This is a genomic window from Pseudomonas sp. C 49-2 (assembly GCF_003970195.1).
In the GTDB taxonomy this organism is placed as follows: Bacteria; Pseudomonadota; Gammaproteobacteria; order Pseudomonadales; family Pseudomonadaceae; genus Aquipseudomonas; species Aquipseudomonas canadensis.
On record NZ_RXYG01000026.1, the window covers coordinates 26,257 to 50,422 of the forward strand.

Below are 24,166 nucleotides of genomic sequence, written 5' to 3' on the forward strand. Positions count from 1 at the left end.
AATATTCCAATGAAAAAATATCTGGAATAAATATTGATTGGCGTCGCCGGACGTTCTAGTCTGCTCCCACCAAGAGCGTTTGCCGTCGCCACGTCGGTACAACGCAGGCTGATAAAAATAACAGGAGCCAGCATGGGCCAGACTCGTTTTGCCAGTGGGCGTCAATTGGATCTGATTTGCCTCGGGCGCCTGGGCGTCGACCTTTATGCACAGCAAGTGGGTGCGCGGCTTGAGGACGTGTCCAGCTTCGCCAAGTACCTCGGCGGGTCCTCCGCCAACATCGCCTTCGGCACCGCCAGGCTGGGGCTCAGGTCGGCGATGTTGAGCCGGGTCGGCGACGACCACATGGGGCGCTTTCTGGTGGAGTCCCTGGCCCGAGAGGGCTGTGACGTCAGCGGCATCAAGGTCGACCCGGAACGCCTCACCGCCCTGGTGTTGCTCGGCCTCAAGGACCGCGAAACCTTCCCCCTGGTGTTCTACCGCGAAAACTGCGCCGACATGGCCCTGCGCGCCGAAGACATCAGCGAAGCCTTTATTGCCTCCAGCAAGGCGCTGCTGATCACCGGCACGCATTTCTCCACCGACGGCGTGTACAAGGCCAGCATCCAGGCCCTGGACTACGCGGCCAAGCACAACGTCAAGCGCGTGCTGGATATCGACTACCGCCCGGTGCTGTGGGGCCTGGCGGGCAAGGCCGATGGCGAAACCCGCTTTGTCGCTGACCAGAATGTCAGCCAGCATGTGCAGAACATCCTGCCGCGCTTCGACCTGATCGTCGGCACCGAAGAAGAATTCCTCATCGCGGGCGGCAGTGAAGACTTGCTCGCCGCCCTGCGTAAGGTGCGCGAACTGACCCCGGCGACCCTGGTGGTCAAGCTCGGTCCGCAGGGTTGCACAGTCATCCACGGTGCCATTCCCCCACGTCTGGAAGACGGCGCCATCTACCCCGGTGTGCGGGTTGAAGTGCTCAACGTATTGGGCGCCGGCGATGCGTTCATGTCGGGTTTCCTCAGCGGCTGGATCAACGACGCGAGTGACGAGCGTTGCAGCCAGTTGGCCAACGCCTGTGGCGGCCTGGTCGTCTCACGCCACGCCTGCGCACCGGCCATGCCGACGCCGGCGGAGCTGGAATACCTGTTCAACAGCCCGGTGCCGATTACCCGCCCGGACCAGGACGTGACCCTGCAACGCCTGCACCGCGTGACGGTGCCGCGCAAGGCCTGGAAGCAATTGTTCGTGTTTGCCTTCGATCACCGCTGGCAACTGGTGGATCTGGCGCAAAAAGGCGGCCAGGACCCGTCGCGCATCAGTGATGCCAAGCAACTGTTTATCCAGGCCATCGAACGCGTCGAGAAAAAACTCGCCGAGCAAGGGGTGGAAGCCGACGTCGGCCTGCTCGCCGACCAACGCTTCGGCCAGGACGCGCTCAACGCCGCCAGTGGTCGTGGCTGGTGGATCGCGCGCCCGGTAGAAGTGCAGAACTCACGGCCCCTGGCGTTCGAACATGGCCGTTCAGTGGGCAGCAACCTGATCGCCTGGCCCCAGGAACAGATCATCAAGTGCCTGGTGCAATTCCACCCGGATGACGAGCCGATGCTGCGCCTGGAGCAAGAGGCACAACTCAAGGCGGTATATGAGGCGTCGATTGTCAGCGGCCATGAACTGCTGCTGGAAGTCATCCCGCCCAAGGATCATCCGTCCACCTACCCGGATGTGCTCTACCGCAGCCTCAAGCGCCTGTACAACCTGGGTATCTACCCGGCGTGGTGGAAGATCGAGGCGCAATCGGCCGAAGACTGGAAAAAGCTCGACGAACTGATCCAGGAGCGCGATCCGTACTGCCGTGGCGTGGTGTTGTTGGGCCTGAATGCGTCGGCGGAACTTCTCGCCGACGGCTTCCAGCAGGCCAGCCAGAGCACCACCTGCCGTGGCTTTGCCGTGGGCCGCACGATTTTCCAGGAACCGAGCCGCGCGTGGATGGCGGGGGAGATCGATGACGAAACCCTGATCCAACAAGTCCAGGCCACCTTCGAACAGCTGATCAATGCCTGGCGAAGTGCCCGAACCTGAACCCGTTTTCCAACTTGAAGTGCAATCAAATGTGGGAGCTGGCTTGCCTGCGATGCTGGCAACTCGGTCTATCAGGTACACCGAGTTGATGCCATCGCAGGCAAGCCAGCTCCCACATAAAGCAGATCTCATGCAACTTTGAAAAACAATAAAAGGTGCAGCCATGCCCGCAATCCGAATTGGCATCAACCCGATCTCCTGGAGCAACGACGACCTACCGGCCCTGGGCGGTGAAACCCCCTTGAGCACCGCCCTGAGCGAAGGCAAGGAAATCGGCTACGAAGGTTTTGAACTCAACGGCAAGTTCCCCAAGGACGCCAAGGGCGTCGGCGATGTTTTGCGCCCTTATGATTTGGCGCTGGTTTCCGGCTGGTACTCCAGCCGCCTGGCCCGGCGCTCGGTGGCTGAGGAGATCGAGGCCATCGCCGGGCATGTCGAGTTGCTCAAGCAGAATGGCGCCACGGTACTGGTCTACGGCGAGGTGGCCGATTCGATCCAGGGCTCGCGCATTCGCCTGATCGAACGTCCACGTTTCCACAGTGAACAGGCCTGGCAGGACTACGCCGACAAGCTCACTGAACTGGCGCGCTTTACCCTGTCCCAGGGCGTGCGCCTGGCGTATCACCACCACATGGGCGCTTATGTTGAATCCCCGGAAGACATCGACCAACTGATGCGCCGCACCGGTCCTGAAGTCGGCCTGCTGTTTGATTCGGGTCACTGCTACATGGGCGGCGGCGAACCTATCGAGGTGCTGCGCAAACACATCGACCGCATTTGCCACGTGCACTTCAAGGACGTGCGCAAACCGGTGGTGCAACTGGCGCGTAACCAGATGTGGAGCTTCCCCGACTGCATCGTCAACGGCACCTTCACCGTGCCCGGCGATGGCGATATCGACTTCGCCGAATTGCTAGACGTGCTGCTGGCTGCCCACTACGAGGGTTGGCTGGTGGTGGAAGCCGAGCAGGATCCGGCAGTAGCCCCCAGCTATATCTACGCGAAGAAAGGCTATGACACCTTGCGCGCGCTTCTCAACGAGAGGACTTGAGTGATGAGCTTGTTGGTCAAAAGCAGCAAACGCGGCCAGACCATGGTCGCCCTGGAAGCCGGGCGCCTGGAGTACGTGGGTTTTTCCGCCTACCGCCTGAGCCTGGGGGAAACCCTGCCGGTCAGCGCCGGTGATAAAGAGCTGTGCCTGGTGCTGCTCAGCGGCCGGGTGAACATCGAAGGTGAAGGCTTCAACTGGCAGAACCTGGGTGATCGCCAATCGGTGTTTGAAGACAAATCGCCGTTCGCCGCTTACTTGCCGCCGGGCACCGATGCCCAGGTCACGGCGTTGAGCGACGTGCAGATTGCCGTGTGCGCGGCGCCTGGCACCGAGGGCTACGAACCACGCCTGATCCGCCCCGAAAACTGCAAGCGCAGCGTACGGGGCAAGGGCGCCAACACTCGCTACGTGTGCGACATCCTGCCCGACAGCGAGCCGGCCCATTCGCTGCTGGTGGTGGAAGTGCGTACGCCGTCCGGGCATTCGTCGAGCTACCCGCCGCACAAGCACGATACCGACGACCTGCCGCACCAGAGCTTCCTGGAAGAGACCTATTACCACCAGATCAACCCGCCCCAGGGCTTCGTGTTCCAGCGCGTCTATACCGACGACCGCAGCATCGACCAGGCCATGGCCGTGGAAAACAGCGACCTGGTGGTGGTGCCCAAGGGTTATCACCCAGTCAGCGTGCCCTATGGCTACGAATCCTATTACCTGAACGTGATGGCCGGCCCCAAGCGTGCCTGGCATTTCCACAACGACCCGCAGCACAGCTGGCTGCTGGACCTTTAATCAGCGGTTTGGACGGAGAACAACAACAATGAAGTCGCCTCTACGTTTCGCCCTTAACCGCATGGTTGCCCCCAATCTTTCCCTGCCGGATTTCATCCAACTGGCCGCAACGCTCAAGTGCGATGCGATCGAGATTCGCAACGACCTGGCCGACAAGCAGATCGAATTCGGCACCCCGGCCAGCCGCGTGCGTGAACTGTGCGCGGTGCAGGGCATTACCGTGCTGTCGATCAACGCGCTGTACCCTTTTGATGTGTGGAACGACGAGCGTCGGGCCCAGGCGATCACACTGGCGACCTACGCCCGTGAATGCGGCGCCCAGGGCCTGGTGATGTGCCCGCTCAATGAGCCGGGCGACACGCGCAATGAAGCCCAGCGTGCCGCCGGTTTGCGCACGGCCTTGAGCGAGTTGGCGCCGATCCTGCGCGACTACGGGATTCTCGGCTTTATCGAGCCCCTGGGTTTTGAAGAGTGTGCCCTGCGGCGCAAGCGCGTGGCGGTGGAGGCGATCAAGTCCATCGGCGGCCTGGATGTGTTCCGCCTGGTGCACGACACCTTCCATCATCACCTGGCCAGCGAACATGAGTTCTTCCCGGAGTTGACCGGGCTGGTGCATATCTCCGGCGTGGAAGATAGCGAGGCGCCGCTCAGTTCGATTCGTGACGGCCATCGCGTGCTGGTGGGCGAGGGCGACATCCTGGGTAACGCCGCACAGATCGACACCTTGCTCAGCACCGGCTACAGCGGCTACCTGTCATTCGAACCGTTTGCCGAGAGCGTGCATGCATTGGCGGATATCCAGCAGGCGTTGGGGGCAAGCATCGCCCATCTGCAGAAACGATAAGGGGCGCGAGATGACCACAACAAGACTGACCATGGCCCAGGCCCTGGTGAAGTTCCTGGACAACCAATACATTGAAGTCGACGGCGTACAGAGCAAGTTCGTCGCCGGGGTGTTCACGATTTTCGGCCACGGCAATGTGCTGGGCCTGGGCCAGGCCCTGGAACAGGATGCCGGCGACCTGGTGGTGCACCAGGGCCGCAACGAGCAGGGCATGGCCCACGCCGCCATCGGTTTCGCCAAGCAGCACCTGCGCCGCAAGATCTACGCGTGTACGGCCTCCGTCGGCCCTGGCGCCGCCAATATGCTGACCGCCGCCGCGACCGCCACGGCCAACCGTATCCCGTTGTTGCTGTTGCCCGGCGATGTGTACGCCAGCCGCCAGCCTGACCCAGTGCTGCAACAGATCGAGCAGTTCCACGACTTGAGCATCAGCACCAACGATGCCTTCCGCTCGGTCAGCAAATACTGGGACCGCATCAACCGCCCCGAGCAGTTGATGACCGCCGCCATCCACGCCATGCGCGTGCTTACCGACCCGGCCGAGACCGGTGCGGTGACCCTGGCATTGCCCCAGGACGTGCAGGCCGAGGCCTGGGATTATCCGGATTATTTCCTGCAGAAACGCGTGCACCGCATCGACCGTCGCCCGGCGACCGCCGCGATGATCAGTGATGCATTGGCGGCGTTCCGCGGCAAGCGCAAGCCGCTGATCATCTGCGGTGGTGGGGTGAAGTACTCCGGCGCCAACGCCGCGCTGCAAGCCTTTGCCGAACGGTTTGATATTCCCTTCGCGGAAACCCAGGCGGGCAAGAGCGCCGTGGTTTCCAGCCATCCGCTGAACGTCGGCGGGATCGGTGAAACCGGCTGCCTGGCGGCGAATCTGCTGGCGCCCGACGCGGACCTGATCATTGGTATCGGCACGCGCTACACCGACTTCACCACCTCGTCCAAATCGCTGTTCAAGCACGCAGACGTGAAGTTTCTCAACCTCAATATCAGCCCCTGTGACGCCCTGAAACTGGATGGCGTGCAGGTGTTGGCCGACGCGCAGATCGCCTTGGAGACACTGGCGGATGCCCTCGGCGATTACCGTTCCGGTTGGGGCGAGCAGATCAGCGAGGCCAAGGCGCAGTTGGAGGCCGAAGTGGACCGTGTGCATCAGGTCGAATATGCCGGCGACGGTTTTGTGCCTGAGGTCGACGACCACCTGGACCGCGCGGTGCTGCGTGAATTTATCGAGCTGACCGGCTCGTGCCTGACCCAAAGCCGCGTGCTGGGTGTATTGAATGAAACCCTGGCCGACGACGCCATCATCGTCGCCGCCGCCGGCAGCCTGCCCGGTGACCTGCAGCGAGCCTGGCGCAGCAAGGGCGTGAACACCTACCACGTCGAGTACGGCTATTCGTGCATGGGCTACGAGATCAACGCCGCCCTCGGCGTGAAACTCGCCGAACCGAGCAAAGAGGTCTACGCCCTGGTGGGTGACGGCTCCTACATGATGCTGCACTCGGAGCTGGCTACCTCGATCCAGGAGCGCCGCAAGATCAACGTGGTGCTGCTCGATAACATGGCCTTCGGCTGCATCAACAACCTGCAGATCGGCAACGGCATGGACAGCTTCGGCACCGAATTCCGCTACCGCAACCCCGAGAGCGGCAAGCTCGACGGTGGCCTGGTGCCGGTGGACTTTGCCATGAGCGCAGCGGCCTATGGCTGCAAGACCTACAAGGTCAGCAGCGTGGAACAGCTGCAAGCCGCGCTGGCCGATGCGCGTACGCAGACGGTGTCCACGCTGATCGATATCAAGGTGCTGCCCAAGACCATGATCCACGGCTACCTGTCGTGGTGGCGAGTGGGCGTGGCGCAGGTCTCCACCAGCGAACGCACGAATGCCGCCGCGAAAAAACTCAACGAACACCTGGCGAAGGCCCGGCAGTACTAATAACAAGAGGAGTGTTGTATGTCTTTGAAGCTTGGAGTGATTGGTACGGGCGCCATTGGCCGGGACCATATTCGTCGTTGCAGCCAGACCCTGCTCAACAGCCAGGTCGTCGCCGTGACCGACATCAACCTTGAACAGGCCGCCAAGGTGGTGGCGGACTTGAAGCTGGACGCCGAGGTGTACCCCGACGGCCATGCGTTGATCAACTCGCCGCAGGTGCAAGCGATCCTGGTCACCTCCTGGGGCCCGAGCCACGAAGAGTTCGTGCTCGCCGCCATCGCCGCCGGCAAACCGGTGTTCTGCGAGAAACCCCTGGCGGTCACTGCCGAGGGCTGCCGCAAGATCGTCGATGCCGAGGTGGCCTACGGCAAGCGCCTGGTGCAGGTCGGTTTCATGCGCCCCTACGACGAAGGCTATCGCGCCCTCAAAGCCGTGATCGACAGCGGCCAGATCGGCGAGCCGCTGATGCTGCACTGCGCGCACCGCAACCCGACGGTGGGCGAGAACTACAAGACCGACATGGCGATCACCGACACCCTGATCCACGAGCTGGATGTGTTGCGCTGGCTGCTCAACGACGACTATGTGTCGGTGCAAGTGGTGTTCCCGCGCAAATCCAGCAAGGCGTTGGCCCACCTGCGCGACCCGCAGATCGTGCTGCTGGAAACCGCCAAGGGCACGCGCATCGATGTGGAAGTGTTTGTGAACTGCCAGTACGGCTATGACATCCAGTGCGAAGTGGTGGGGGAGACCGGCATCGCCAAGCTGCCGGAGCCGTCCCAGGTGCAACTGCGCAGTGAAGCGAAGCTGTCCAACGCGATTCTGATGGATTGGAAGGACCGGTTTATCGGCGCCTATGACGTGGAGTTGCAGGCGTTCATCGACAGCGTGCGCGCCGGCCAGGTCGGCGGGCCTTCGGCGTGGGATGGCTTTGCGGCGGCAGTGGCGGCGGATGCGTGCATCGAGGCGCAGAACAGTGAGCAGATTGTGAAGGTGAGCCTGCCGGATCGCCCGCACTTCTACGGCTAAACCACTGAAGAAACCCAATCCAACTGTGGGAGCTGGCTTGCCTGCGATTGCAGTGTGTCAGGCAATACATTTGCAACTGACAAATCGCTATCGCAGGCAAGCCAGCTCCCACAGTTGGATTGGGTTTCCACTTCAAATCAGGAGTGTATGTATGCGAATCGGACTGGTCGGCTACGGCCATGGAGGGCGCTTCTTTCATGCGCCGCTGATTGCAACACTGCCCGGCGCTACGTTTGTTGGCGTGGTGACACGCTCCCCGGAGCGACGACGGCAATTGAACACGGACCATCCCGGCGTAAAAGCCTTTGACTCCATCGGCCAGATCGTCGAGGCCGGTGTCGACGCGCTGGTCATCTCCACCACCCTCAAAGGCCGCCCGGCCCTGGTGCTGGAAGCCATCGAACACGGTGTCACCGTGGTCAGTGACAAGCCCTTTGCCGCTAACGCCGAACAGGCCCAGGCGCTGATCACCGCCGCCGAGCGCCAGGGCACGCTGCTCAGCGTGTACCAGAACCGGCGTTGGGATTCGGACTACCTGACCCTGCGCAAGCTCATCGACGCTGGCGCCCTGGGCAAGATCACCCGCTTTGAGTCTCGCGTGGAACGCTATAGCCCGCACGCCGTGGGCAACGCCAGCGGTGGTGGCTGGCTGCGCGACCTGGGCAGCCATTTGGTCGACCAGGCGTTGCAACTGTTCGGCCCGGTAGATCGAGTGTTCGCCCAACTGCACTACACCGCCGAACACCCCACGGTGGATCACGGCTTCTTTGTCTCCCTGACCCATGCCAACGGCGTGATCTCCCATCTGTGGGGCAACGCCTTGCAAAACAGCCAGGCACCGCGTTTTCGCGTCAGTGGCAGCGCAGGTTGCTACACCGTCGAAGGCCTGGACGGTCAGGAAGAGGCGTTAATGGCCGGCAAGTCGCCGAAAACCGAAGGCGAGCACTGGGGCGCCGAAGAGCATCGACGCTGGGGCTGGTTTGAACAAGGATCGGAGCGTGAGCGAGTACCCTCGGAGAAGGGCTGCTGGACGCAGTTCTATCGGCAGTTGCAACTGGCCGTGCAAGGGCAGGGACCGTTGCCAGTGGACGCCTATGACGCCTTGGAAACCACCCGTATATTGGACGCCGCACGCCTCAGCGCCGAGCGTCAGCAGGTGGTTTCAACAAAAATAGAATAAAATTCTAAAACATGTTGATATGGAAATTATTTTCCAATAAAGTCTTTTCCAGGTTGCATAAAGTACGTTCGGGCTCGACCCGCGCGACTCAACAAAAACAAGATCAAAAACAACCAGGTACCGTCAGATGAAAATCTTCAACGCTGTACTGCGAGTTTTACGCCCCACTCTTGCGCCACGCGGTCTGCCCCGCGCCCGGCCGTTCTACTTCTCCTTCCTTAATGTGCTGTGCGTCGAAAACAAAGGCGCGCTGGTGTGCTGCATTCCAGGCGCACCGGTCGTCCGGCTGCCTGCCGAGATCTGATAAACGCAACGTCCAAAAAACCAACAAGAAAGTGGAGACAGACCGTTCATGAAGACCCCGATCCGTTTTACCGCGCTGGCCCTGTCCATGCTGCTCGCCAGCGGTGTTGCCTCGGCTGCTGACCTCAAGATAGGCGTGAGCATGTCCGCCTTCGATGACACCTTCCTCACCTACCTGCGCGAAGACATGGACAAGCAAGCCAAGTCCTATCCCAAGGGGGATGGCGTGCAATTGCAGTTCGAAGACGCCCGTGCCGACGTGGTCAAGCAACTGAGCCAGGTCGAGAACTTTATCAGCCAGAAAGTCGACGCGATCATCGTCAACCCGGTGGATACCGCGTCGACGGCCAACATCATCAAGGCCGCCACCGCAGCGAAAATCCCGCTGGTGTTCGTCAACCGTCGTCCAGACAGCGCGACATTGGCCCCAGGCGTCGCGGCGGTGACGTCCGACGACGTCGAGGCCGGCAAGCTGCAGATGCAGTACATCGCCGAAAAGCTTGGCGGCAAAGGCAACATCGTGATCCTGCTGGGTGACTTGGCAAACAACTCCACCACCAACCGTACCAAGGGTGTGAAGGAAGTCCTGACTAAGTACCCAGGCATCAAAATCGAGCAGGAACAGACCGGTATCTGGCTGCGTGACAAGGGCATGACCCTGGTCAACGACTGGCTGACTCAGGGCCGCGAGTTCAACGCGGTGTTGGCCAACAACGATGAAATGGCCATCGGCGCGTCCATGGCCCTCAAATCGGCGGGCAAGAAGGGCGTGTTGATCGCCGGTGTCGATGGTACGCCGGATGGCCTGAACGCGATCACCAAGGGTGACATGACGGTGTCGGCCTTCCAGGATGCCAAGGGCCAGGCCGACAAGTCGGTGGAAACGGCGCGCAAGATGGCCAAGAACGAGCCTTTCGAGCAGAACGTGGTGATCCCGTTCCAGCTGATCACCCCGGACAACGTCAAAGACTTCAAATAGCCCTGCATAACAACAATAAGCCGGCAGGGCGGTCTTGGCCGCCCTGCAGATGGAGTACCTCCCTATGCTCGCTCAAGCGACTGTCTCGCAGCCTCCCGGTCTTCAGCCCCAGCCGCTGGAAGAACCTTACCTGCTGGAAATCGTCAACATCAGCAAAGGCTTTCCCGGCGTCGTGGCCCTGGCCGACGTGCAACTGCGGGTGCGCCCCGGCACCGTGCTGGCGCTGATGGGCGAGAACGGTGCGGGCAAGTCGACGTTGATGAAAATCATCGCCGGCATCTACCAGCCCGACGCCGGGGAAATCCGCCTGCGTGGCAAGCCGATCGTGTTTGAAACACCCCTGGCGGCCCAGAAGGCCGGGATCGCGATGATCCACCAGGAACTCAACCTGATGCCGCACATGAGCATCGCCGAGAACATCTGGATCGGTCGTGAGCAGCTCAACAGCCTGCACATGGTCAATCACCGCGAAATGCACCGCTGCACCGCCGAGTTGCTGGCGCGCCTGCGCATCAACCTGGACCCTGAGGAACATGTGGGCAACCTGAGCATCGCCGAGCGGCAGATGGTCGAGATTGCCAAGGCGGTGTCCTATGACTCCGACATCCTGATCATGGATGAGCCGACCTCGGCCATTACCGAGAAGGAAGTGGCCCACCTGTTTTCGATCATTGCCGACCTCAAGTCCCAGGGCAAAGGCATTGTCTACATCACCCACAAAATGAACGAAGTGTTTGCCATCGCCGATGAAGTGGCGGTGTTCCGCGACGGCCACTACATCGGCCTGCAACGTGCCGACAGCATGAACAGCGACAGCCTGATCTCGATGATGGTCGGCCGTGAGCTGAGCCAGTTGTTCCCGGTGCGCGAGACGCCCATCGGCGACCTGTTGCTGACGGTGCGCGACCTGACACTGGACGGCGTGTTCAAGGACGTATCGTTCGATCTGCACGCCGGTGAAATCCTCGGTATCGCCGGGCTGATGGGCTCGGGTCGTACCAACGTGGCAGAAACTATTTTTGGCATCACGCCCAGCAGCAGCGGCGAGATCACCCTGGATGGCAAGGCGGTGCGCATCACCGACCCGCACATGGCCATCGAAAAGGGCTTCGCGCTGTTGACTGAGGATCGCAAGCTCAGTGGCCTGTTCCCGTGCCTGTCGGTCCTGGAAAACATGGAAATGGCCGTGCTGCCGCATTACTCCGGCAACGGCTTTATCCAGCAGAAGGCCCTGCGTGCGCTGTGCGAAGACATGTGCAAGAAGCTGCGGGTGAAAACCCCGTCGCTGGAGCAGTGTATCGACACCTTGTCCGGTGGTAATCAGCAGAAGGCCTTGTTGGCGCGCTGGCTGATGACTAACCCGCGGCTGCTGATCCTCGATGAACCCACCCGTGGCATCGACGTGGGCGCCAAGGCCGAGATCTACCGATTGATCTCATTCCTCGCCAGCGAAGGCATGGCCGTGATCATGATTTCCTCCGAATTGCCCGAAGTGCTGGGCATGAGTGATCGGGTCATGGTGATGCACGAAGGCGAATTGATGGGCACCCTGGACCGCAGCGAAGCGACCCAGGAAAAAGTCATGCAGTTGGCCTCCGGGATGACGGCAGTCCACTGACGTACAGAATAAGAAGGTGATGGGCTATGAACGCAATAACGGATAACAAACCCGCGACGGTACCCACCAAAAGTCGCCGACGCATGCCCACCGAGCTGAGCATCTTTTTGGTGCTGATCGGCATCGGCCTGGTCTTCGAGCTGTTTGGCTGGATCGTGCGGGACCAGAGTTTCCTGATGAACTCCCAGCGCCTGGTACTGATGATCCTGCAAGTGTCGATCATCGGCCTGCTGGCGATTGGCGTGACCCAGGTCATCATCACCACGGGGATCGATCTGTCCTCCGGTTCGGTGCTGGCGCTGTCGGCGATGATCGCCGCGAGTTTGGCCCAGACTTCCGACTTTTCCCGTGCGGTGTTCCCGAGCCTGACCGACTTGCCGGTGTGGATCCCGGTGGCGATGGGGCTGGGGGTCGGGCTGCTGGCGGGAGCGATCAACGGCAGCATCATCGCCGTCACTGGCATCCCGCCGTTCATTGCGACGCTGGGCATGATGGTCTCGGCCCGTGGCCTGGCGCGTTACTACACCGAAGGCCAGCCGGTGAGCATGCTCTCGGACTCGTACACGGCCATCGGCCATGGCGCGATGCCCGTGATCATCTTCCTGGTGGTGGCGGTGATCTTCCATATCGCCCTGCGCTACACCAAGTACGGCAAGTACACCTACGCGATTGGCGGCAACATGCAGGCAGCGCGTACCTCGGGGATCAACGTCAAGCGCCACTTGATCATCGTGTACAGCATCGCCGGACTCTTGGCTGGCCTGGCGGGTGTAGTGGCCTCTGCACGTGCCGCCACCGGCCAGGCCGGCATGGGCATGTCTTATGAGCTGGATGCGATTGCTGCGGCAGTGATCGGCGGTACCAGCCTGGCGGGCGGGGTAGGGCGCATCACCGGCACCGTGATCGGCGCGCTGATCCTTGGGGTGATGGCCAGCGGGTTTACCTTTGTCGGTGTGGATGCGTACATCCAGGACATCATCAAGGGCCTGATCATTGTGGTGGCGGTGGTGATCGACCAGTACCGCAACAAGCGCAAGCTCAAGCGCTGAAGCGCTTTCTTGTAGGAGCCGGCTTGCCGGCGATAGCATCGACACGGTCTCGCTGAAGAGCCCGGTTGACTGCATCGCCAGCAAGCCGGCTCCTACATTTAACCGTTTGTCTTCTATATAGCTCCACAACACTGAATTTCTTGCTATAAACGCACTCCGATGACCATTCGCCGAGCCCGTCCTGGTGCTTTTGGGGGTTATCTCGGAAAAATTGCCTGTCTTTTCAGTTGCTGCGCCCTCAAGTCGGCCTTAGACTGCCGCCCCTCGTAAATTGAGTGCCGGGTGGCGCTTGAAATGAATGGCGCCCTTCCGAGACCTGCAGAGGCCTTCCGGAACGCTCCCTTATTCGCCTTAATGCACGTATTTTTTATAGAGAAATCAATGACAAAGGAAAAGTTGCTGGCCATGCCGGCGGATGACTACATGAATGCCGAACAGCACGCTTTTTTCGAGCAGTTGCTGCAAGACATGAAAGTGGAACACCACGAGCGCATTGAACAGAACCGTATCGCCATTGAAAGCCTGGACACCCCGGCCGACCCGGCCGACGCCGCTTCTGTCGAAGAAGAGCGCACCTGGCTGGTCAACGCCATTGACCGCGACCAGCGCATGCTGCCGCAGCTTGAGCGCGCACTGGAGCGTATCAAGGAAGATTCCTTTGGCTGGTGCGATGACAGCGGCGAGCCTATCGGCCTCAAGCGCCTTCTGATCAGCCCGACCACCAAGTACTGCATCGAAGCGCAAGAGCGTCACGAGCAGATCGACAAGCATCAGCGCCAAGCCTGATGCGGTGAAGCGGGGGACCGTCCAGCGGTTCCCCGGGAAAGACCCGTTACACCCCGTCTATTGATCTGCTGCAAGCCACCCCACTAAAGGCCCATGGATAATGGCCCGATAGTGGCGTTTAATGCAGCGACAATAATGACAAGCAGTGGGGTAACGAAGATGGCTGGAGACGGATCTCTGATGGGCGCAGCAGTGCCACCGCAAGCGGTGGCGCGCGGGCTGCCCGGCTGGCTGACGCCCCTGTTGCAGAGTACCGCCCTGGTGTTGGTCCTGCTGGGCTTGGCGCTCGCCAGCCTGCCGCTCTACCTTTGCCTGCCACTGGCCCTGCTGGTGATCTGGCTGCCTCGATTGAAAAGTCGCACACCTGTTATTGCATCTTCCGATGCCGTCGATGCCATCGGCGAATTGACTCGCGACCTGTCCTACACCACCAGTCATAACGCGTTGTCTGCGGCCGGCGTGGCCTTTTCGGTCAAGCAACTGGCGGCCCGTGTGCAGTCGCAGTTGGGCGCGGCCAAGCAGATTGTCAGCAGCGCCGAGGTGATGATCGGCACTGAAAAGATCACCTCCCAGCTCAGCCGCGAAGCGCTTGGCGCCGCCAGCCAGGCGCATCAACGCAGCACTGAAGGCCGCGAAGTGCTGGCCCAGTCGATTACCCGCATGCACCAACTCAGCCAACGCGCCAACGCCAGCCGTGAGCTGATTGAAGCCTTGAGCCTGCGCAGCGAGGAAATCCAGCGAGTGACCTTGGTGATTCAGTCCATCGCCAGCCAGACCAACCTCTTGGCGCTTAACGCCGCGATTGAAGCTGCTCGGGCCGGTGAGCATGGACGCGGGTTTGCGGTGGTGGCGGATGAGGTGCGTGGGTTGGCGGGGCGAACGGCCACGGCCACCGATGAAGTCGGGGTGATGGTGGCGGACATCCAGCAGCGCACCGCCCAGGTGGTGGAGCAGATTCGCCAGTTATCGGCGGACTTGCATACCGGTGTCGAGCAGGTGGAGCACGCCGGCGAGCAGTTGCAAAGTATCGCCAGCCTGGCGGCCGATGTGGAAGGCCAGGTGAATGAAATCGCCCAGGGCACCGACACTAACCGCACCCAGCTCGACAGCTTGTTCCATGCCGTGGAACAGATGCGCAGCGACCTGGCTGTCAGCGATCAGCAAACCCGCCAGTTGGCCGACGCTGCCGTGCAGATGGAAGGGCAAGCCGAAACCATCAGCGAGCGCCTGGCGGAAGTTGGGCTGGATGACTACCACCAGCGTATCTACGACCTGGCGCGCGAGGGGGCGAGCCGGATTGCTGGGCAATTCGAAGCCGATGTGCAGCAGAACCGGATCAGCCTGGATGACCTGTTCGACCGCAGCTACACGCCGATCGCCAACACCAGCCCGAGCAAGTACCACACCCGGTTCGATAGCTACACCGACCAGGTGTTGCCGCCGATTCAGGAGGCGCTGCTGCCACGGCATGAGGGGTTGGTCTTCGCCATTGCCTGCACTCCGCAGGGCTATGTGCCGACACACAACAAGGCATTTTCCCATGCTCTAACGGGTGATGCGCAGGTGGATGCGGTGCAGAACCGCACCAAGCGCAAGTTCGAAGACCGCACCGGGATCCGTTGCGGCAGCCACCAGCAGGCCGTTTTGTTGCAAACCTATACCCGCGACACCGGAGAACTTATGCATGACCTGTCAGTGCCGATCATGGTCAAGGGCCGGCATTGGGGCGGCTTGCGCCTGGGCTATAAACCTGAGGCAGTAAAGGGCGGGCGCTAAGGATTATTGTTGTTTATGCAATGGAGCTATTCCTGGGATAGCTTTTTCCAACTGGAAGAAAACCGTAGCATGGCCAACATTGTTAGCCAGCTAACTAATGCTGCGGAGAAGCTCCATGCAAAACAAAGTCGATGTCGCCGTGATGATTGGCAGTGGCGTACCTCAAACCCTGCGTGCGCTGGGCCAAAAAGCCTGTTGGGTGGTGTTGCTCAACGGTGAGCAGCGCGGCACCGCCTTTGCCAGTCGTGATGAAGCCGAGGAATGCAGGGCCGCCTGGCAGGCGCTGTTGCGCCTGGAGCAGTCGGACAGCCTGCATTGATAAGGGCTTATTGCGATTGATGCAGGCGTTGATTCAGCTCATCCACGGGAATTGCCCATTCAGCGTCCTCGCGTAACTCTTCCTTGAGAAAGGCCGCTTGCTGAGCAGACCAGAATGGCGCATCGATCAGCTTCACGTCCTCAGGTAAAGGATGCGCGACGATAAAGGCGTCGATGGCGTCCGGGGTCGAGTCCAGGCCCAATTGTTCAAACAAGGTTTCAAGGGTAGGGATTGGCGCGTTCATATCGTTCTCCATGCAGGGTGGTCGTTATGCATGGGAGGGTTGTGGCGCAGCAGAGTTCTATCGGATTGTCAGGACTTCAGCGCCCCGGAATCCACGGCGGCCTTCAAGGCCTTGGCCGACTCTTTTGCGGCGATGGCCGCCGCGTCGACGGTTTTGAACCAGCGGTCTTTTTCCACCTGGTGGGTGGTGACAGTGGTCAGCGGAGGCTTGGCCCGCATAATGATCACTGCTTGGAACTCACCGTCTACTTCCCTTGCGTCGCCATGGATGAAAAATTCGCCGATATCAAATTCCGTCACGTAGAGCCTTCCCTTGGAGATAACTGCACTGGAGAAACCTGGCCCGCAGGGCACAAACTTCAGTGGACGGGCCAGTATGGCAGTTGTTGCGGGTCGGCGGCGCAGTTAAGTTATCGGGCGGACGAAACGACCGCTCCATGGTGTGCTTGCAACTGGGCTTCTAGTTTCTTGGCCAGTTCACAAGCCTTGACATGGCCGCTGCGAAAGCCTTTTATTTGGCCGCTGAGCACTTCACGGATGTGGAAGAAGTTTTTACCGGCAGGTACAACCTGGTAAAGAACCGGATCCGAGTACCCCTCGAAGCCGCCCAAGCGGTAGTATTGAGCCTCGCCCTGGCATGATGAACGGGTGTGCGAAGACATTGCATTGTAGGTTGATCGTTGCATGGCCTGCTCCTTTCGATCGATCCGGTTGACTTGATTGCAACGTTTTGGGTGGTTTTGATTGGTGCTGCTGTTTTAGTATTGTCGTCGGCGATCTGCGCCTGGTTCCATGACAGCGTGTTTATTTGCGCTTGCGTGTCGGAAAACTGCATTTTTAACTGGGTTATTCTCTGAAGTGGGTCGGTCCGTATTCTCTGGCCGTTGAACCTGTGATCTCCTGTGGTGCTTGATGACCTTGCACAAGGTCCATCGCGTACGTCTGTACTGGTCTTATGGCGCGGCAGTGGGTTCTTCTTCAGTTTTTTTCAAAGAATGAGTGATGTGATCGTGCCGTAATGGCCGTTTTTTTGTGCTGCCCGCTCTGGCGGACAGCGCTCTTTTTGATGTGGGGGCGTTTCCTTGGCAGTCAGTAATCTGGATATGCACGCGTTGTTCGTGCTGGGTGATTTGCGCGCAAAGTTGGTCAAACAGTTTCAATCCCGTTTCGTTTACATCACTGAGCAGACGCCGGAAGGTATCTACATCGCCGAGATCGACACCGAGGCGGCGTTGGTCGTGGACGACAAGCCCCGCCTGGAACTCAAAGTTGGCGATCACTTCCGCGCAGCGGTATTGCCCAGCCGTGAAGGTGGCAAATTCGAACTGAAGTTCCGCGATATCAAGTTGACCGTCTATGGCCTGGGTGACTACGCCTTTGTCTCCTCGGCCGAAGGCCAGGGCATCGTGTTCAAGGAAGGCCACAGCGTGATGCTGGTGTTTGCCGCCAACGAGCAACTGCAGGAAGGCCTGACCAAGACCCTGAAAGCCGTGACCGGCAAGGCCGCCAAATGGCGCAAGGGTGAACTGGTGACTTTCAAGGCCAGCGAATAACCAGCAAATTCCACGAACACCCGTTATCTCCCGGAACCTCTACTACAGTTGAGTTGACTTAACTATTCAGAGGCTTCGCGCTTACGCAGCAAAGCCGTCCGCTGTCTGCTGCGATATCGCGAGGTGCAAGGGCATGAAAGGATTGAGAACGCTGTTGGCTGCATCCGTGACGGCCTTGAGTCTGTCCGTGGCCGCATTGCCGGTTTCGGCCGCCGAGACGCCGATACACTTTGCCGATTTGAATTGGGAAAGCGGCAGCCTGATCACCGAGGTACTTCGGGTGATTGTCGAAAAGGGCTACGACTTACCGACCGATACCTTACCGGGCACCACCATCACCCTGGAAACCGCCCTGGCGAAGAACGACATCCAAGTGATCGGCGAAGAGTGGGCCGGCCGCAGCCCGGTGTGGGTCAAGGCTGAAGCCGAAGGTAAAGTGGTCGGCCTGGGCGATACGGTCAAAGGCGCAACCGAAGGTTGGTGGGTGCCGGAATACGTGGTCAAGGGCGACCCTGCCAAAGGCATCAAGCCTCTCGCGCCGGAACTCAAGAGCGTGAAGGACCTGGCGCGCTACAAGGACGTGTTCAAGGACCCGGAATCCCCGGGCAAGGGGCGCTTTCTCAACAGCCCTATCGGCTGGACCTCGGAAGTGGTCAACAAGCAGAAGCTCAAGGCCTATGGGTTGGACGACAGCTATGTGAACTTCCGCAGTGGCTCGGGCGCGGCACTGGATGCCGAGATCGCTTCGTCGATCCGCCGGGGCAAACCGGTGCTGTTCTACTACTGGTCGCCGACGCCGTTGATGGGGCGCTACAAGTTGATCCAGCTGGAAGAGCCACCGTTTGATGCCGAGGCGTGGAAGACGCTAACGGATGCGGATAATCCTGATCCAAAACCAACACGCTCGTTGGCGTCCAAGTTGAGCATCGGGGTGTCGACGCCGTTCCAGAAGGAGCATCCGCAGATTGCACAGTTCTTTGAGAAGGTCGAGTTTCCGATTGAGCCGCTGAACAAAGCCTTGGCGACCATGAGTGAAAATCACACGGCGCCACGGGAGGTGGCCCAGGTGTTTCTGAAGGAACATCCGCAGGTGTGGAAGGCTTGGTTGACCGAGGATGTGGCGCAGAAGGTTGAAGCCAGCCTGAAATAACAGTGCGCATGTACTGTAGGAGCCCGGCTTGCCGGCGATGGCGTTCTATCGGACGCCATCGCCCGGTAAGCCGGGCTCCTGCGTTCAGGTGTTTAGAACCTGGTTTGTACTGCCAGCTCGAATGTCCTTGGCGCACCCAGGTAGTAAGCAGGCGACACATGCGCAAACTCGGCATACACCTCATTCGTCAAGTTGCGTACCCGGCCCGTCACCGAGGTGTGCGAGTCCACTTTATAGCGCAGGAAAGTGCCGAATAGCGTGTAGGCCGGCACCGTCTGGGTGTTGGCGTTATCTGCGTACACCTCGGCCACATAACGCGCATCCACGCCCCCTTGCCAATCCTCGGCAAAATCATAGGTCAGCCACAGGTTCCCCACGCGCTTGGGCACGTTGGTTGGCGTATTGCCTTTGCGTGAGACCACCGCGCCACTGGCGATTTTCTCGTTGAAGTCGTCGTACTCGGCGTCGACCCAGGCGAAGTTACCCTCCGCCAGCAACCTTGGCGTGATGCGTAACGAACTGGCCAACTCGATGCCTTTGGATGACTGTGCGCCGACCGGAATACTGTTGGTCGGGTCCTGCGGATCGGTCACGGCAAAATCCTTACGCTCGATCTTGTACGCGGCCACGGTGGCCGAGCCACGGCCGTCCAGGTAATCGAACTTGCTGCCCACTTCCCACTGTTTGCCCGTCGAAACATCAAACACTTGCGTGGTGGTGTTCGGCTGCTCGGCGGCGGTGCTGTATTGCACATACACATTGGCCGACGGGATGAACTGGTAAGTCAGGCCGACGCGGCCGGTTACCGGCTCCCAGCTGCGCTTGAAGTGGCGGGGGTTGGTGGCGGTGATCGCACGGTGGTTGGTGACGTCCAGGTCGATAGCGTCGTAACGCAGGCCGGTAAGCAGCGAAAGTTTGTCGGTGAGCCCCAGGCGGTTCTCCACGAACACAGCTTTGGTGGTGACCTCGTTGGTCTTGTCCTTGCCGAACTTCTCACGGGTTCGCGGGATGTCGTAGAAGTGCCCGGGATCGAAGTTGTCTGGATTCACTGTACTGTTGCCTGGCACATTCCATGGGGTATTGGTGGTGCTGTTGACCTTGTATTCGAAACCGCCAGACCACGTGGTCGACAATCCGAACATACTGTCATCGTGGCGCAGTTCGAACTGGTTGCCGTTCTGTTCGCCTTGATGGCGTACCTGATAGGCCGTCGAGCGGTTCACCGCGCTGTTGTCGGCGTTGTACTGATAGGTTTCCAGGTTGCGGTAATCGCGTTGGCTGTCCAGGTGGTAGAGGGTGTTTTTCAGGCTGGTGCTGTCGTTGAGGCGGTAGTCGATGATCGAGCGCGCCCAGATCGTGCGCTGTTCGTAGCGACCGTCAGCAACGTTGTAGTTGTTGAAGCGGTTGTGCTTGTCGATCTTCAGCTCGCCCACCTTGGGGTTGAGCACCGGCGTGCCCCAGTAGGGGCTGTCTTCATGCTCATCCTGGTATTCCAGCGCCAGGGTGTGAGACAGGTTGGGCGTGAGGTCGCTGAGCAGGGAAAACGCCAGGCTCCAGGCCTCGCGCTGGTCGCGGTCGATGTAGCTGTGATTGGTGTTGCGGCTTACATCCAGGCGCGCGTAGTGCTGCACATCGGCGCCGGGTTCGGTCAGGGCGTGATTGACACCAAACGCCATGCCGGCGGTGTCATAGCTGCCATAGGTGAGCTGGCCTTCGGCGGCCTGTTCCTCGCGGGTAGCCAGTTTGGTCACGTAGTTGAGCGAACCGCCCACGGAGCCGGCGCCGTTGATCAAGGAGGAGGGGCCGCCTACCAGCTCCACCCGGTCATAGATCCATGCATCTACCGGCCGGGCCAGGCCGGTCGCCACATTGATCCCGTTGAACATCTGGGTGATCTGGCTGCTGGTAAAGCCACGGTAGGAGACAAACCCGCCAAATCCTGGCGGGGGGCTGGCATTGACGCCAGGCAAGGTGTTGGCGGCGTCGCGGAAGGTCTTGGCGCCGTGGCGCTCGATGTCATTGCGGTTGGCGATAGCCACCGACGCCGGGGTTTCGCGCACACTCAAGCCCAAGCGCGAGGCTATGCCGCTGGATTGATCCAGGGCCATGCCAGGCTCGGCGATTTGTTCGCCATCAATGGTGGTCGGAGCCAACTCAAGGGCCCAGGCGCAGACGGGCAGGCAGCCGAACAGGCCCGCCAACAGGGGTAGATGTTTCATGGTTGAATCCTGAAAAACTTGGCTTGAAAACAACGCACAGCCGCCCGTACTTCCTTGCGGAAACGGTGGTCAGTGCAGATTGGAAAGCGAAGGGATCAGGCGAAAACAGGCGGTGCGCGCGGATTAGCCGCAGGCCAGGTGAAGCGGGCAGGGATGTCAGCAGCCAGGACAATAGCCGGCGGTGGCGCATGGGGCTGTGGCAACACCGCCACATTCAGGCTGGAACTCAGCGCTGGGCCCATGCCGCCTGTGGAACACAGCGGGCAACCAAACGCCTTGGACAGCGTTGGCAGGTTCTCTTCAGTGGAGTTGGACGGCTTGGGCGCCTGGGTGCGCGGGTCCACTGTACAAAACTGACCGCCGATGCCATTGAGCTGCATCCCGACCATCTGCCCATGACCGATACTGCAGGCGAACACATTGAACAGGACGCAGCAATAGAGCATCCAGGCAATGAGCGAGCGGTCGGCACGGGCGATTTTCATGGGGCGGCACTTTACCATCAGCCGCCGACGAAATGCCTGCAAAAAATCACCAGGCGACTATCCTCTTTCGCACCTTTTACGGGAGAGCCAGCCATGAGCTTTGTTGTCGCACGATGGATTGTCGGCATTTTCACCTTCATCAGCATGGTGCATTTGTACTGGGCTGCCGGCGGAAAACTCGGCTTCCAGGCCGCTATCCCCCAACTGCCCGGCGAATTCGCGCGTGGGCCGAAACCTGCGTTCAAACCCTCGGCTCTGGCTACGTTTCTGGTTGCCCTGGGGTTGGTGGGCATTGCGCTGATGGTGTGTTTGCGGGCCGGGCTGTATTTCTCGGCGGTGTCCCACGGGGCCTTGCAATGGGGGATCAGCGCGATTGCGTTGGTGATGTTTGCCAGGGCGATTGGGGATTCGGAGTTGGTGGGGTTTTTCAAGAAGGTCGGTGGTTCGCGGTTTGCGAGGTTGGATACGTATTTTTATTCGCCGTTGTGTCTGGTGTTGGGGGTGGGGTTGTTGGTGGTGGCGTGGGGGTGAGGGGGACTAATACCGGGTTTGTCAAAAGCTAGAAGAAGAAAAACAGGCCTGTTCGGTTTTTGATCGCAAGGGTGTTTAGATCGATTATTTTTCTCATGGTAGATGAGTTTTCGGGCGTCAAATGGTTGTTGAGGATCTCTACGGTTTTTGTGAGCTCCACAAGGTTGTAAATGGCTTCGTCTTCGTAATCGTCGATTATTTTTCCAAGCGTGGTGTTTATCGCTTCTAGCGCGCCTGATTGAAGAAGTTTTTTGTACTCTTCAGGGTTGAGGGTAACACTTTCGAGTAAAGATTCTGGGCAGTCGTCTACGTCTAATAAACGCATGGCCTCTAAGGTGAGTGGGGTACAGATTACTTTCATTTTTTGTGTGCCTTTTTATTAAAGTGCGTCGCTTCATTGTATTCGCTTTGCGTTCTACCGATTTGCTTTCCTGAAGGAGAAATCTTGTTGTTAGGAACCACTCCTTCAAGGCTCAAATAGCGCCTTTTACCCGGCTGTGATGGGTCATAGATTCTGAAGTAGTCGCCGTTGAGGTCCTCTACAATTTCAATCCCATTTGCAGGGTTCTTGTAGATCTTCTTCCCTTTGTCTGTCGTCGTCACGATTGGGTGAGTGCCGGTAAACTTGACGATGTTCTCATCTAAGCTTGCTACCTCCCACTTTGAGGAATACTTGGCTGCTCGTTCAGCTCCCCCAGTTTTAGGTAGTTCAGCTTCTCCTGGGTGAACTTGTGCCGACTTAGCCGGATCCTTAGCACTTACATCTGCCCTGCACCCGTTTTCTCCAGGGCAGTTATTCAACCCCGACGGATCAATCCATCCTGTTGGGTTCGGTACGTACTGGTACGCATTGATCCCACCGGCCAACTTCACCGGGTCCGGGGTCAGGTAGCGACCAATATCCGGATTGTAGTAGCGATGACGGTTGTAGTGCAGCCCGCTTTCCAGGTCGAAGTATTGGCCCTGGAAGCGCAGTGGATTGTCGACTTTTCCTATGTCGAGACGGGTGATTTCGCCGTAGGCGCGGTAATGGGCGGACCAGACGATTTCGCCTTTGGTATCGGTAAGTTCCTGCGGCGTACCGAGGTGGTCGAGTTGGTAGTGATAGGGCTTGGTCTCCTTTGGACCAAAGCCTTCCAGAAGCGCCAATGGCCGGAAGCTGTCGGGTTCATAAAGGTAACTGCGATGGCGCTCCGCGTGGTGCTCGGCGATCAGTTTGTCGCCTTGCCAGAAGAACTCGGTGGTTATCCCGTCCACGGTTTTGCTGATCCGCCGACCAAACGGATCGTAGCGATAGCTGGCGGTCTGGCCGTTGGATTTTTTAATGCCGATCAGGCGATGCTGGCAGTCGTAGCTGTATTCAGTAACGAGTTGATGACCTTTGCCGCGTCGTTCGCGGATGAGGTTGCCGAAGGCGTCGTAGTCGTAGTGATGGTCGCCTTGGATCATCAGCCGATTGCCCGCCACGATGTCCGGGCCGGGGCGGTTTTGCATGAGCAGGTTGCCGGCGGGGTCATGGCCGAAGCGTTCTTGCTCGCCTTGGGAGTGGTCGGCGCGGGTGAGGCGGTTTAGCGGGTCGTAGTGGTAGTGGTGTTCGCCTTTACGAGTGTCGAGCAGGCGGGTGAGGTTGCCGGATTTGTCGTAGTCGTAGTGGCGTTGGTAAAGCGTATGTTGCTCTTGGGTGACGGCGTGGGCGTGCAGGCGTTGTTGATCGTCGTAGTGGTAGTGGCTGATCAGTTGGCCTTGTTGGCGTTGGTATTCTTGGCCGGCCTTGAACAGGTGAGAGGTCAGTACCGCGCCGTTCAGTTCGACGGTGGCGAGGTGGTCACCTTTGGTGTGGTTGAACACCACGCGGTTGTTGTCGGGCAGGCGCATGTTTTGCAGTTGACCGCAGGCGTCGTAGTCGTAGCGCAGCGTGCCCCAGCCTTGGTGTTCGGCCGTAAGACGGTTTTGGCTGTCGTACTCGTAGGCCAACGCCCAGTGGTCATCCTCGACGCTTAGGAGATTGCCCTGACGGTCGTAGGCGTAATCGACCAGGTTGCCATCGGGCAGGGTTTTTCTTACGAGGCGTCCGGCGTGGTCGCGCTCGTAGCCGGTAACCAGTTGGCTGCCATCGTCTCCGTGTTCGGTCTTTTCCTGCAGGTTTCCGTTGAGGTCGTAGAGGTAAGCCGTGCGCTGGCCGTCAAAGCCGGTTTCCTGCTGGATCAATCCATTGGCGTGATACTGGAGTCGGTAGGTTTCGCCCAC

Annotated in this window: 24 protein-coding genes; 17 read left to right on the forward strand and 7 right to left on the reverse strand. The window is 59.7% G+C overall.

Annotated features, from left to right (window positions below):
• Nucleotides 1–132: 132 nt before the first annotated feature.
• The 14 genes from iolC to EJ576_RS28895 all read left to right on the forward strand — a co-directional run bounded on the left by iolC (nucleotide 133) and on the right by EJ576_RS28895 (nucleotide 15,738).
• Nucleotides 133–2,070, forward strand: a complete 1,938-nt coding sequence (iolC, locus tag EJ576_RS28835) for a 5-dehydro-2-deoxygluconokinase (RefSeq protein WP_126571699.1) — start codon at nucleotides 133–135, stop codon at nucleotides 2,068–2,070.
• 163 nt (nucleotides 2,071–2,233) lie between these two features.
• The gene (gene iolE / locus EJ576_RS28840; protein ID WP_122727608.1) at nucleotides 2,234–3,121 is read left to right on the forward strand and encodes a myo-inosose-2 dehydratase; all 888 of its coding nucleotides are present in this window, start codon (nucleotides 2,234–2,236) and stop codon (nucleotides 3,119–3,121) included.
• Between the two features lie 3 nt (nucleotides 3,122–3,124).
• Nucleotides 3,125–3,913, forward strand: a complete 789-nt coding sequence (gene iolB, locus EJ576_RS28845; RefSeq protein WP_068934195.1) for a 5-deoxy-glucuronate isomerase — start codon at nucleotides 3,125–3,127, stop codon at nucleotides 3,911–3,913.
• A 28-nt stretch (nucleotides 3,914–3,941) separates the two neighbouring features.
• Nucleotides 3,942–4,757 carry a TIM barrel protein gene (locus EJ576_RS28850; protein ID WP_028615861.1) on the forward strand — a complete coding sequence of 272 codons (816 nt, stop codon included), beginning with the start codon at nucleotides 3,942–3,944 and terminating at the stop codon, nucleotides 4,755–4,757.
• A gap of 10 nt (nucleotides 4,758–4,767) precedes the next feature.
• Nucleotides 4,768–6,699 (forward strand): 3D-(3,5/4)-trihydroxycyclohexane-1,2-dione acylhydrolase (decyclizing), encoded by a 1,932-nt coding sequence (iolD, locus tag EJ576_RS28855; RefSeq protein ID WP_126571700.1) that lies wholly within the window; start codon nucleotides 4,768–4,770, stop codon nucleotides 6,697–6,699.
• Between the two features lie 18 nt (nucleotides 6,700–6,717).
• Entirely contained in the window at nucleotides 6,718–7,728 is a 1,011-nt protein-coding gene (locus EJ576_RS28860) for a Gfo/Idh/MocA family protein (RefSeq protein WP_126571701.1), read from the forward strand.
• A 151-nt stretch (nucleotides 7,729–7,879) separates the two neighbouring features.
• Nucleotides 7,880–8,908: a Gfo/Idh/MocA family oxidoreductase gene (locus tag EJ576_RS28865; protein ID WP_126571702.1), complete on the forward strand. Its 1,029-nt coding sequence runs from the start codon at nucleotides 7,880–7,882 to the stop codon at nucleotides 8,906–8,908.
• 127 nt (nucleotides 8,909–9,035) lie between these two features.
• Nucleotides 9,036–9,212, forward strand: coding sequence for a hypothetical protein (locus tag EJ576_RS29855; protein ID WP_164393756.1), 177 nt, complete (start codon nucleotides 9,036–9,038; stop codon nucleotides 9,210–9,212).
• 48 nt (nucleotides 9,213–9,260) lie between these two features.
• Nucleotides 9,261–10,190: a sugar ABC transporter substrate-binding protein gene (locus EJ576_RS28870; protein WP_122727614.1), complete on the forward strand. Its 930-nt coding sequence runs from the start codon at nucleotides 9,261–9,263 to the stop codon at nucleotides 10,188–10,190.
• Nucleotides 10,191–10,254: 64 nt separating this feature from the next.
• The gene (locus EJ576_RS28875) at nucleotides 10,255–11,808 is read left to right on the forward strand and encodes a sugar ABC transporter ATP-binding protein (RefSeq protein ID WP_028615866.1); all 1,554 of its coding nucleotides are present in this window, start codon (nucleotides 10,255–10,257) and stop codon (nucleotides 11,806–11,808) included.
• Nucleotides 11,809–11,834: 26 nt separating this feature from the next.
• Nucleotides 11,835–12,857, forward strand: a complete 1,023-nt coding sequence (locus tag EJ576_RS28880; protein WP_016975559.1) for an ABC transporter permease — start codon at nucleotides 11,835–11,837, stop codon at nucleotides 12,855–12,857.
• Nucleotides 12,858–13,238: 381 nt separating this feature from the next.
• Nucleotides 13,239–13,643, forward strand: coding sequence for a TraR/DksA C4-type zinc finger protein (locus EJ576_RS28885; RefSeq protein WP_010564800.1), 405 nt, complete (start codon nucleotides 13,239–13,241; stop codon nucleotides 13,641–13,643).
• Between the two features lie 543 nt (nucleotides 13,644–14,186).
• On the forward strand, nucleotides 14,187–15,419 hold the full coding sequence (locus tag EJ576_RS28890) for a methyl-accepting chemotaxis protein (RefSeq protein ID WP_371923963.1): 1,233 nt from the start codon (nucleotides 14,187–14,189) through the stop codon (nucleotides 15,417–15,419).
• A 115-nt stretch (nucleotides 15,420–15,534) separates the two neighbouring features.
• Nucleotides 15,535–15,738, forward strand: coding sequence for a hypothetical protein (locus EJ576_RS28895; RefSeq protein ID WP_010211013.1), 204 nt, complete (start codon nucleotides 15,535–15,537; stop codon nucleotides 15,736–15,738).
• 7 nt (nucleotides 15,739–15,745) lie between these two features.
• Here EJ576_RS28895 and EJ576_RS28900 read toward each other — a convergent pair whose 3' ends face one another.
• The 3 genes from EJ576_RS28900 to EJ576_RS28910 all read right to left on the reverse strand — a co-directional run bounded on the left by EJ576_RS28900 (nucleotide 15,746) and on the right by EJ576_RS28910 (nucleotide 16,667).
• The gene (locus tag EJ576_RS28900; RefSeq protein ID WP_122727617.1) at nucleotides 15,746–15,982 is read right to left on the reverse strand and encodes a DUF2789 domain-containing protein; all 237 of its coding nucleotides are present in this window, start codon (nucleotides 15,980–15,982) and stop codon (nucleotides 15,746–15,748) included.
• A 68-nt stretch (nucleotides 15,983–16,050) separates the two neighbouring features.
• The gene (locus tag EJ576_RS28905; RefSeq protein WP_122727619.1) at nucleotides 16,051–16,281 is read right to left on the reverse strand and encodes a hypothetical protein; all 231 of its coding nucleotides are present in this window, start codon (nucleotides 16,279–16,281) and stop codon (nucleotides 16,051–16,053) included.
• A 110-nt stretch (nucleotides 16,282–16,391) separates the two neighbouring features.
• Entirely contained in the window at nucleotides 16,392–16,667 is a 276-nt protein-coding gene (locus EJ576_RS28910; RefSeq protein ID WP_028615871.1) for a hypothetical protein, read from the reverse strand.
• A 417-nt stretch (nucleotides 16,668–17,084) separates the two neighbouring features.
• Here EJ576_RS28910 and EJ576_RS28915 point away from each other — a divergent pair, with 417 nt between their 5' ends.
• Both EJ576_RS28915 and EJ576_RS28920 read left to right on the forward strand, forming a co-directional pair.
• A complete protein-coding gene (locus EJ576_RS28915) occupies nucleotides 17,085–17,534 on the forward strand; it encodes a hypothetical protein (RefSeq protein ID WP_174890956.1) in 450 nt (149 codons plus the stop codon).
• 133 nt (nucleotides 17,535–17,667) lie between these two features.
• Nucleotides 17,668–18,684, forward strand: a complete 1,017-nt coding sequence (locus EJ576_RS28920; protein ID WP_122727622.1) for an ABC transporter substrate-binding protein — start codon at nucleotides 17,668–17,670, stop codon at nucleotides 18,682–18,684.
• A gap of 92 nt (nucleotides 18,685–18,776) precedes the next feature.
• Here the strand turns inward: EJ576_RS28920 and EJ576_RS28925 are convergent, their stop codons facing one another.
• On the reverse strand, nucleotides 18,777–20,903 hold the full coding sequence (locus EJ576_RS28925; RefSeq protein WP_126571703.1) for a TonB-dependent siderophore receptor: 2,127 nt from the start codon (nucleotides 20,901–20,903) through the stop codon (nucleotides 18,777–18,779).
• 95 nt (nucleotides 20,904–20,998) lie between these two features.
• Nucleotides 20,999–21,388: a DUF2946 domain-containing protein gene (locus EJ576_RS28930; RefSeq protein WP_123476737.1), complete on the reverse strand. Its 390-nt coding sequence runs from the start codon at nucleotides 21,386–21,388 to the stop codon at nucleotides 20,999–21,001.
• Between the two features lie 93 nt (nucleotides 21,389–21,481).
• Between EJ576_RS28930 and EJ576_RS28935 the strand changes: the two genes are divergently transcribed.
• Nucleotides 21,482–21,919 (forward strand): DUF3995 domain-containing protein, encoded by a 438-nt coding sequence (locus tag EJ576_RS28935; RefSeq protein WP_126571704.1) that lies wholly within the window; start codon nucleotides 21,482–21,484, stop codon nucleotides 21,917–21,919.
• A gap of 28 nt (nucleotides 21,920–21,947) precedes the next feature.
• On the opposite strand, the gene EJ576_RS28940 is transcribed toward EJ576_RS28935, so the two are convergent.
• Both EJ576_RS28940 and EJ576_RS28945 read right to left on the reverse strand, forming a co-directional pair.
• Nucleotides 21,948–22,280: a hypothetical protein gene (locus tag EJ576_RS28940; protein ID WP_123476741.1), complete on the reverse strand. Its 333-nt coding sequence runs from the start codon at nucleotides 22,278–22,280 to the stop codon at nucleotides 21,948–21,950.
• Nucleotides 22,277–24,166: RHS repeat domain-containing protein (locus EJ576_RS28945; RefSeq protein ID WP_148106699.1), on the reverse strand; the 1,890-nt coding region annotated here is incomplete at its 5' end. The genes EJ576_RS28945 and EJ576_RS28940, both read right to left, overlap by 4 nt.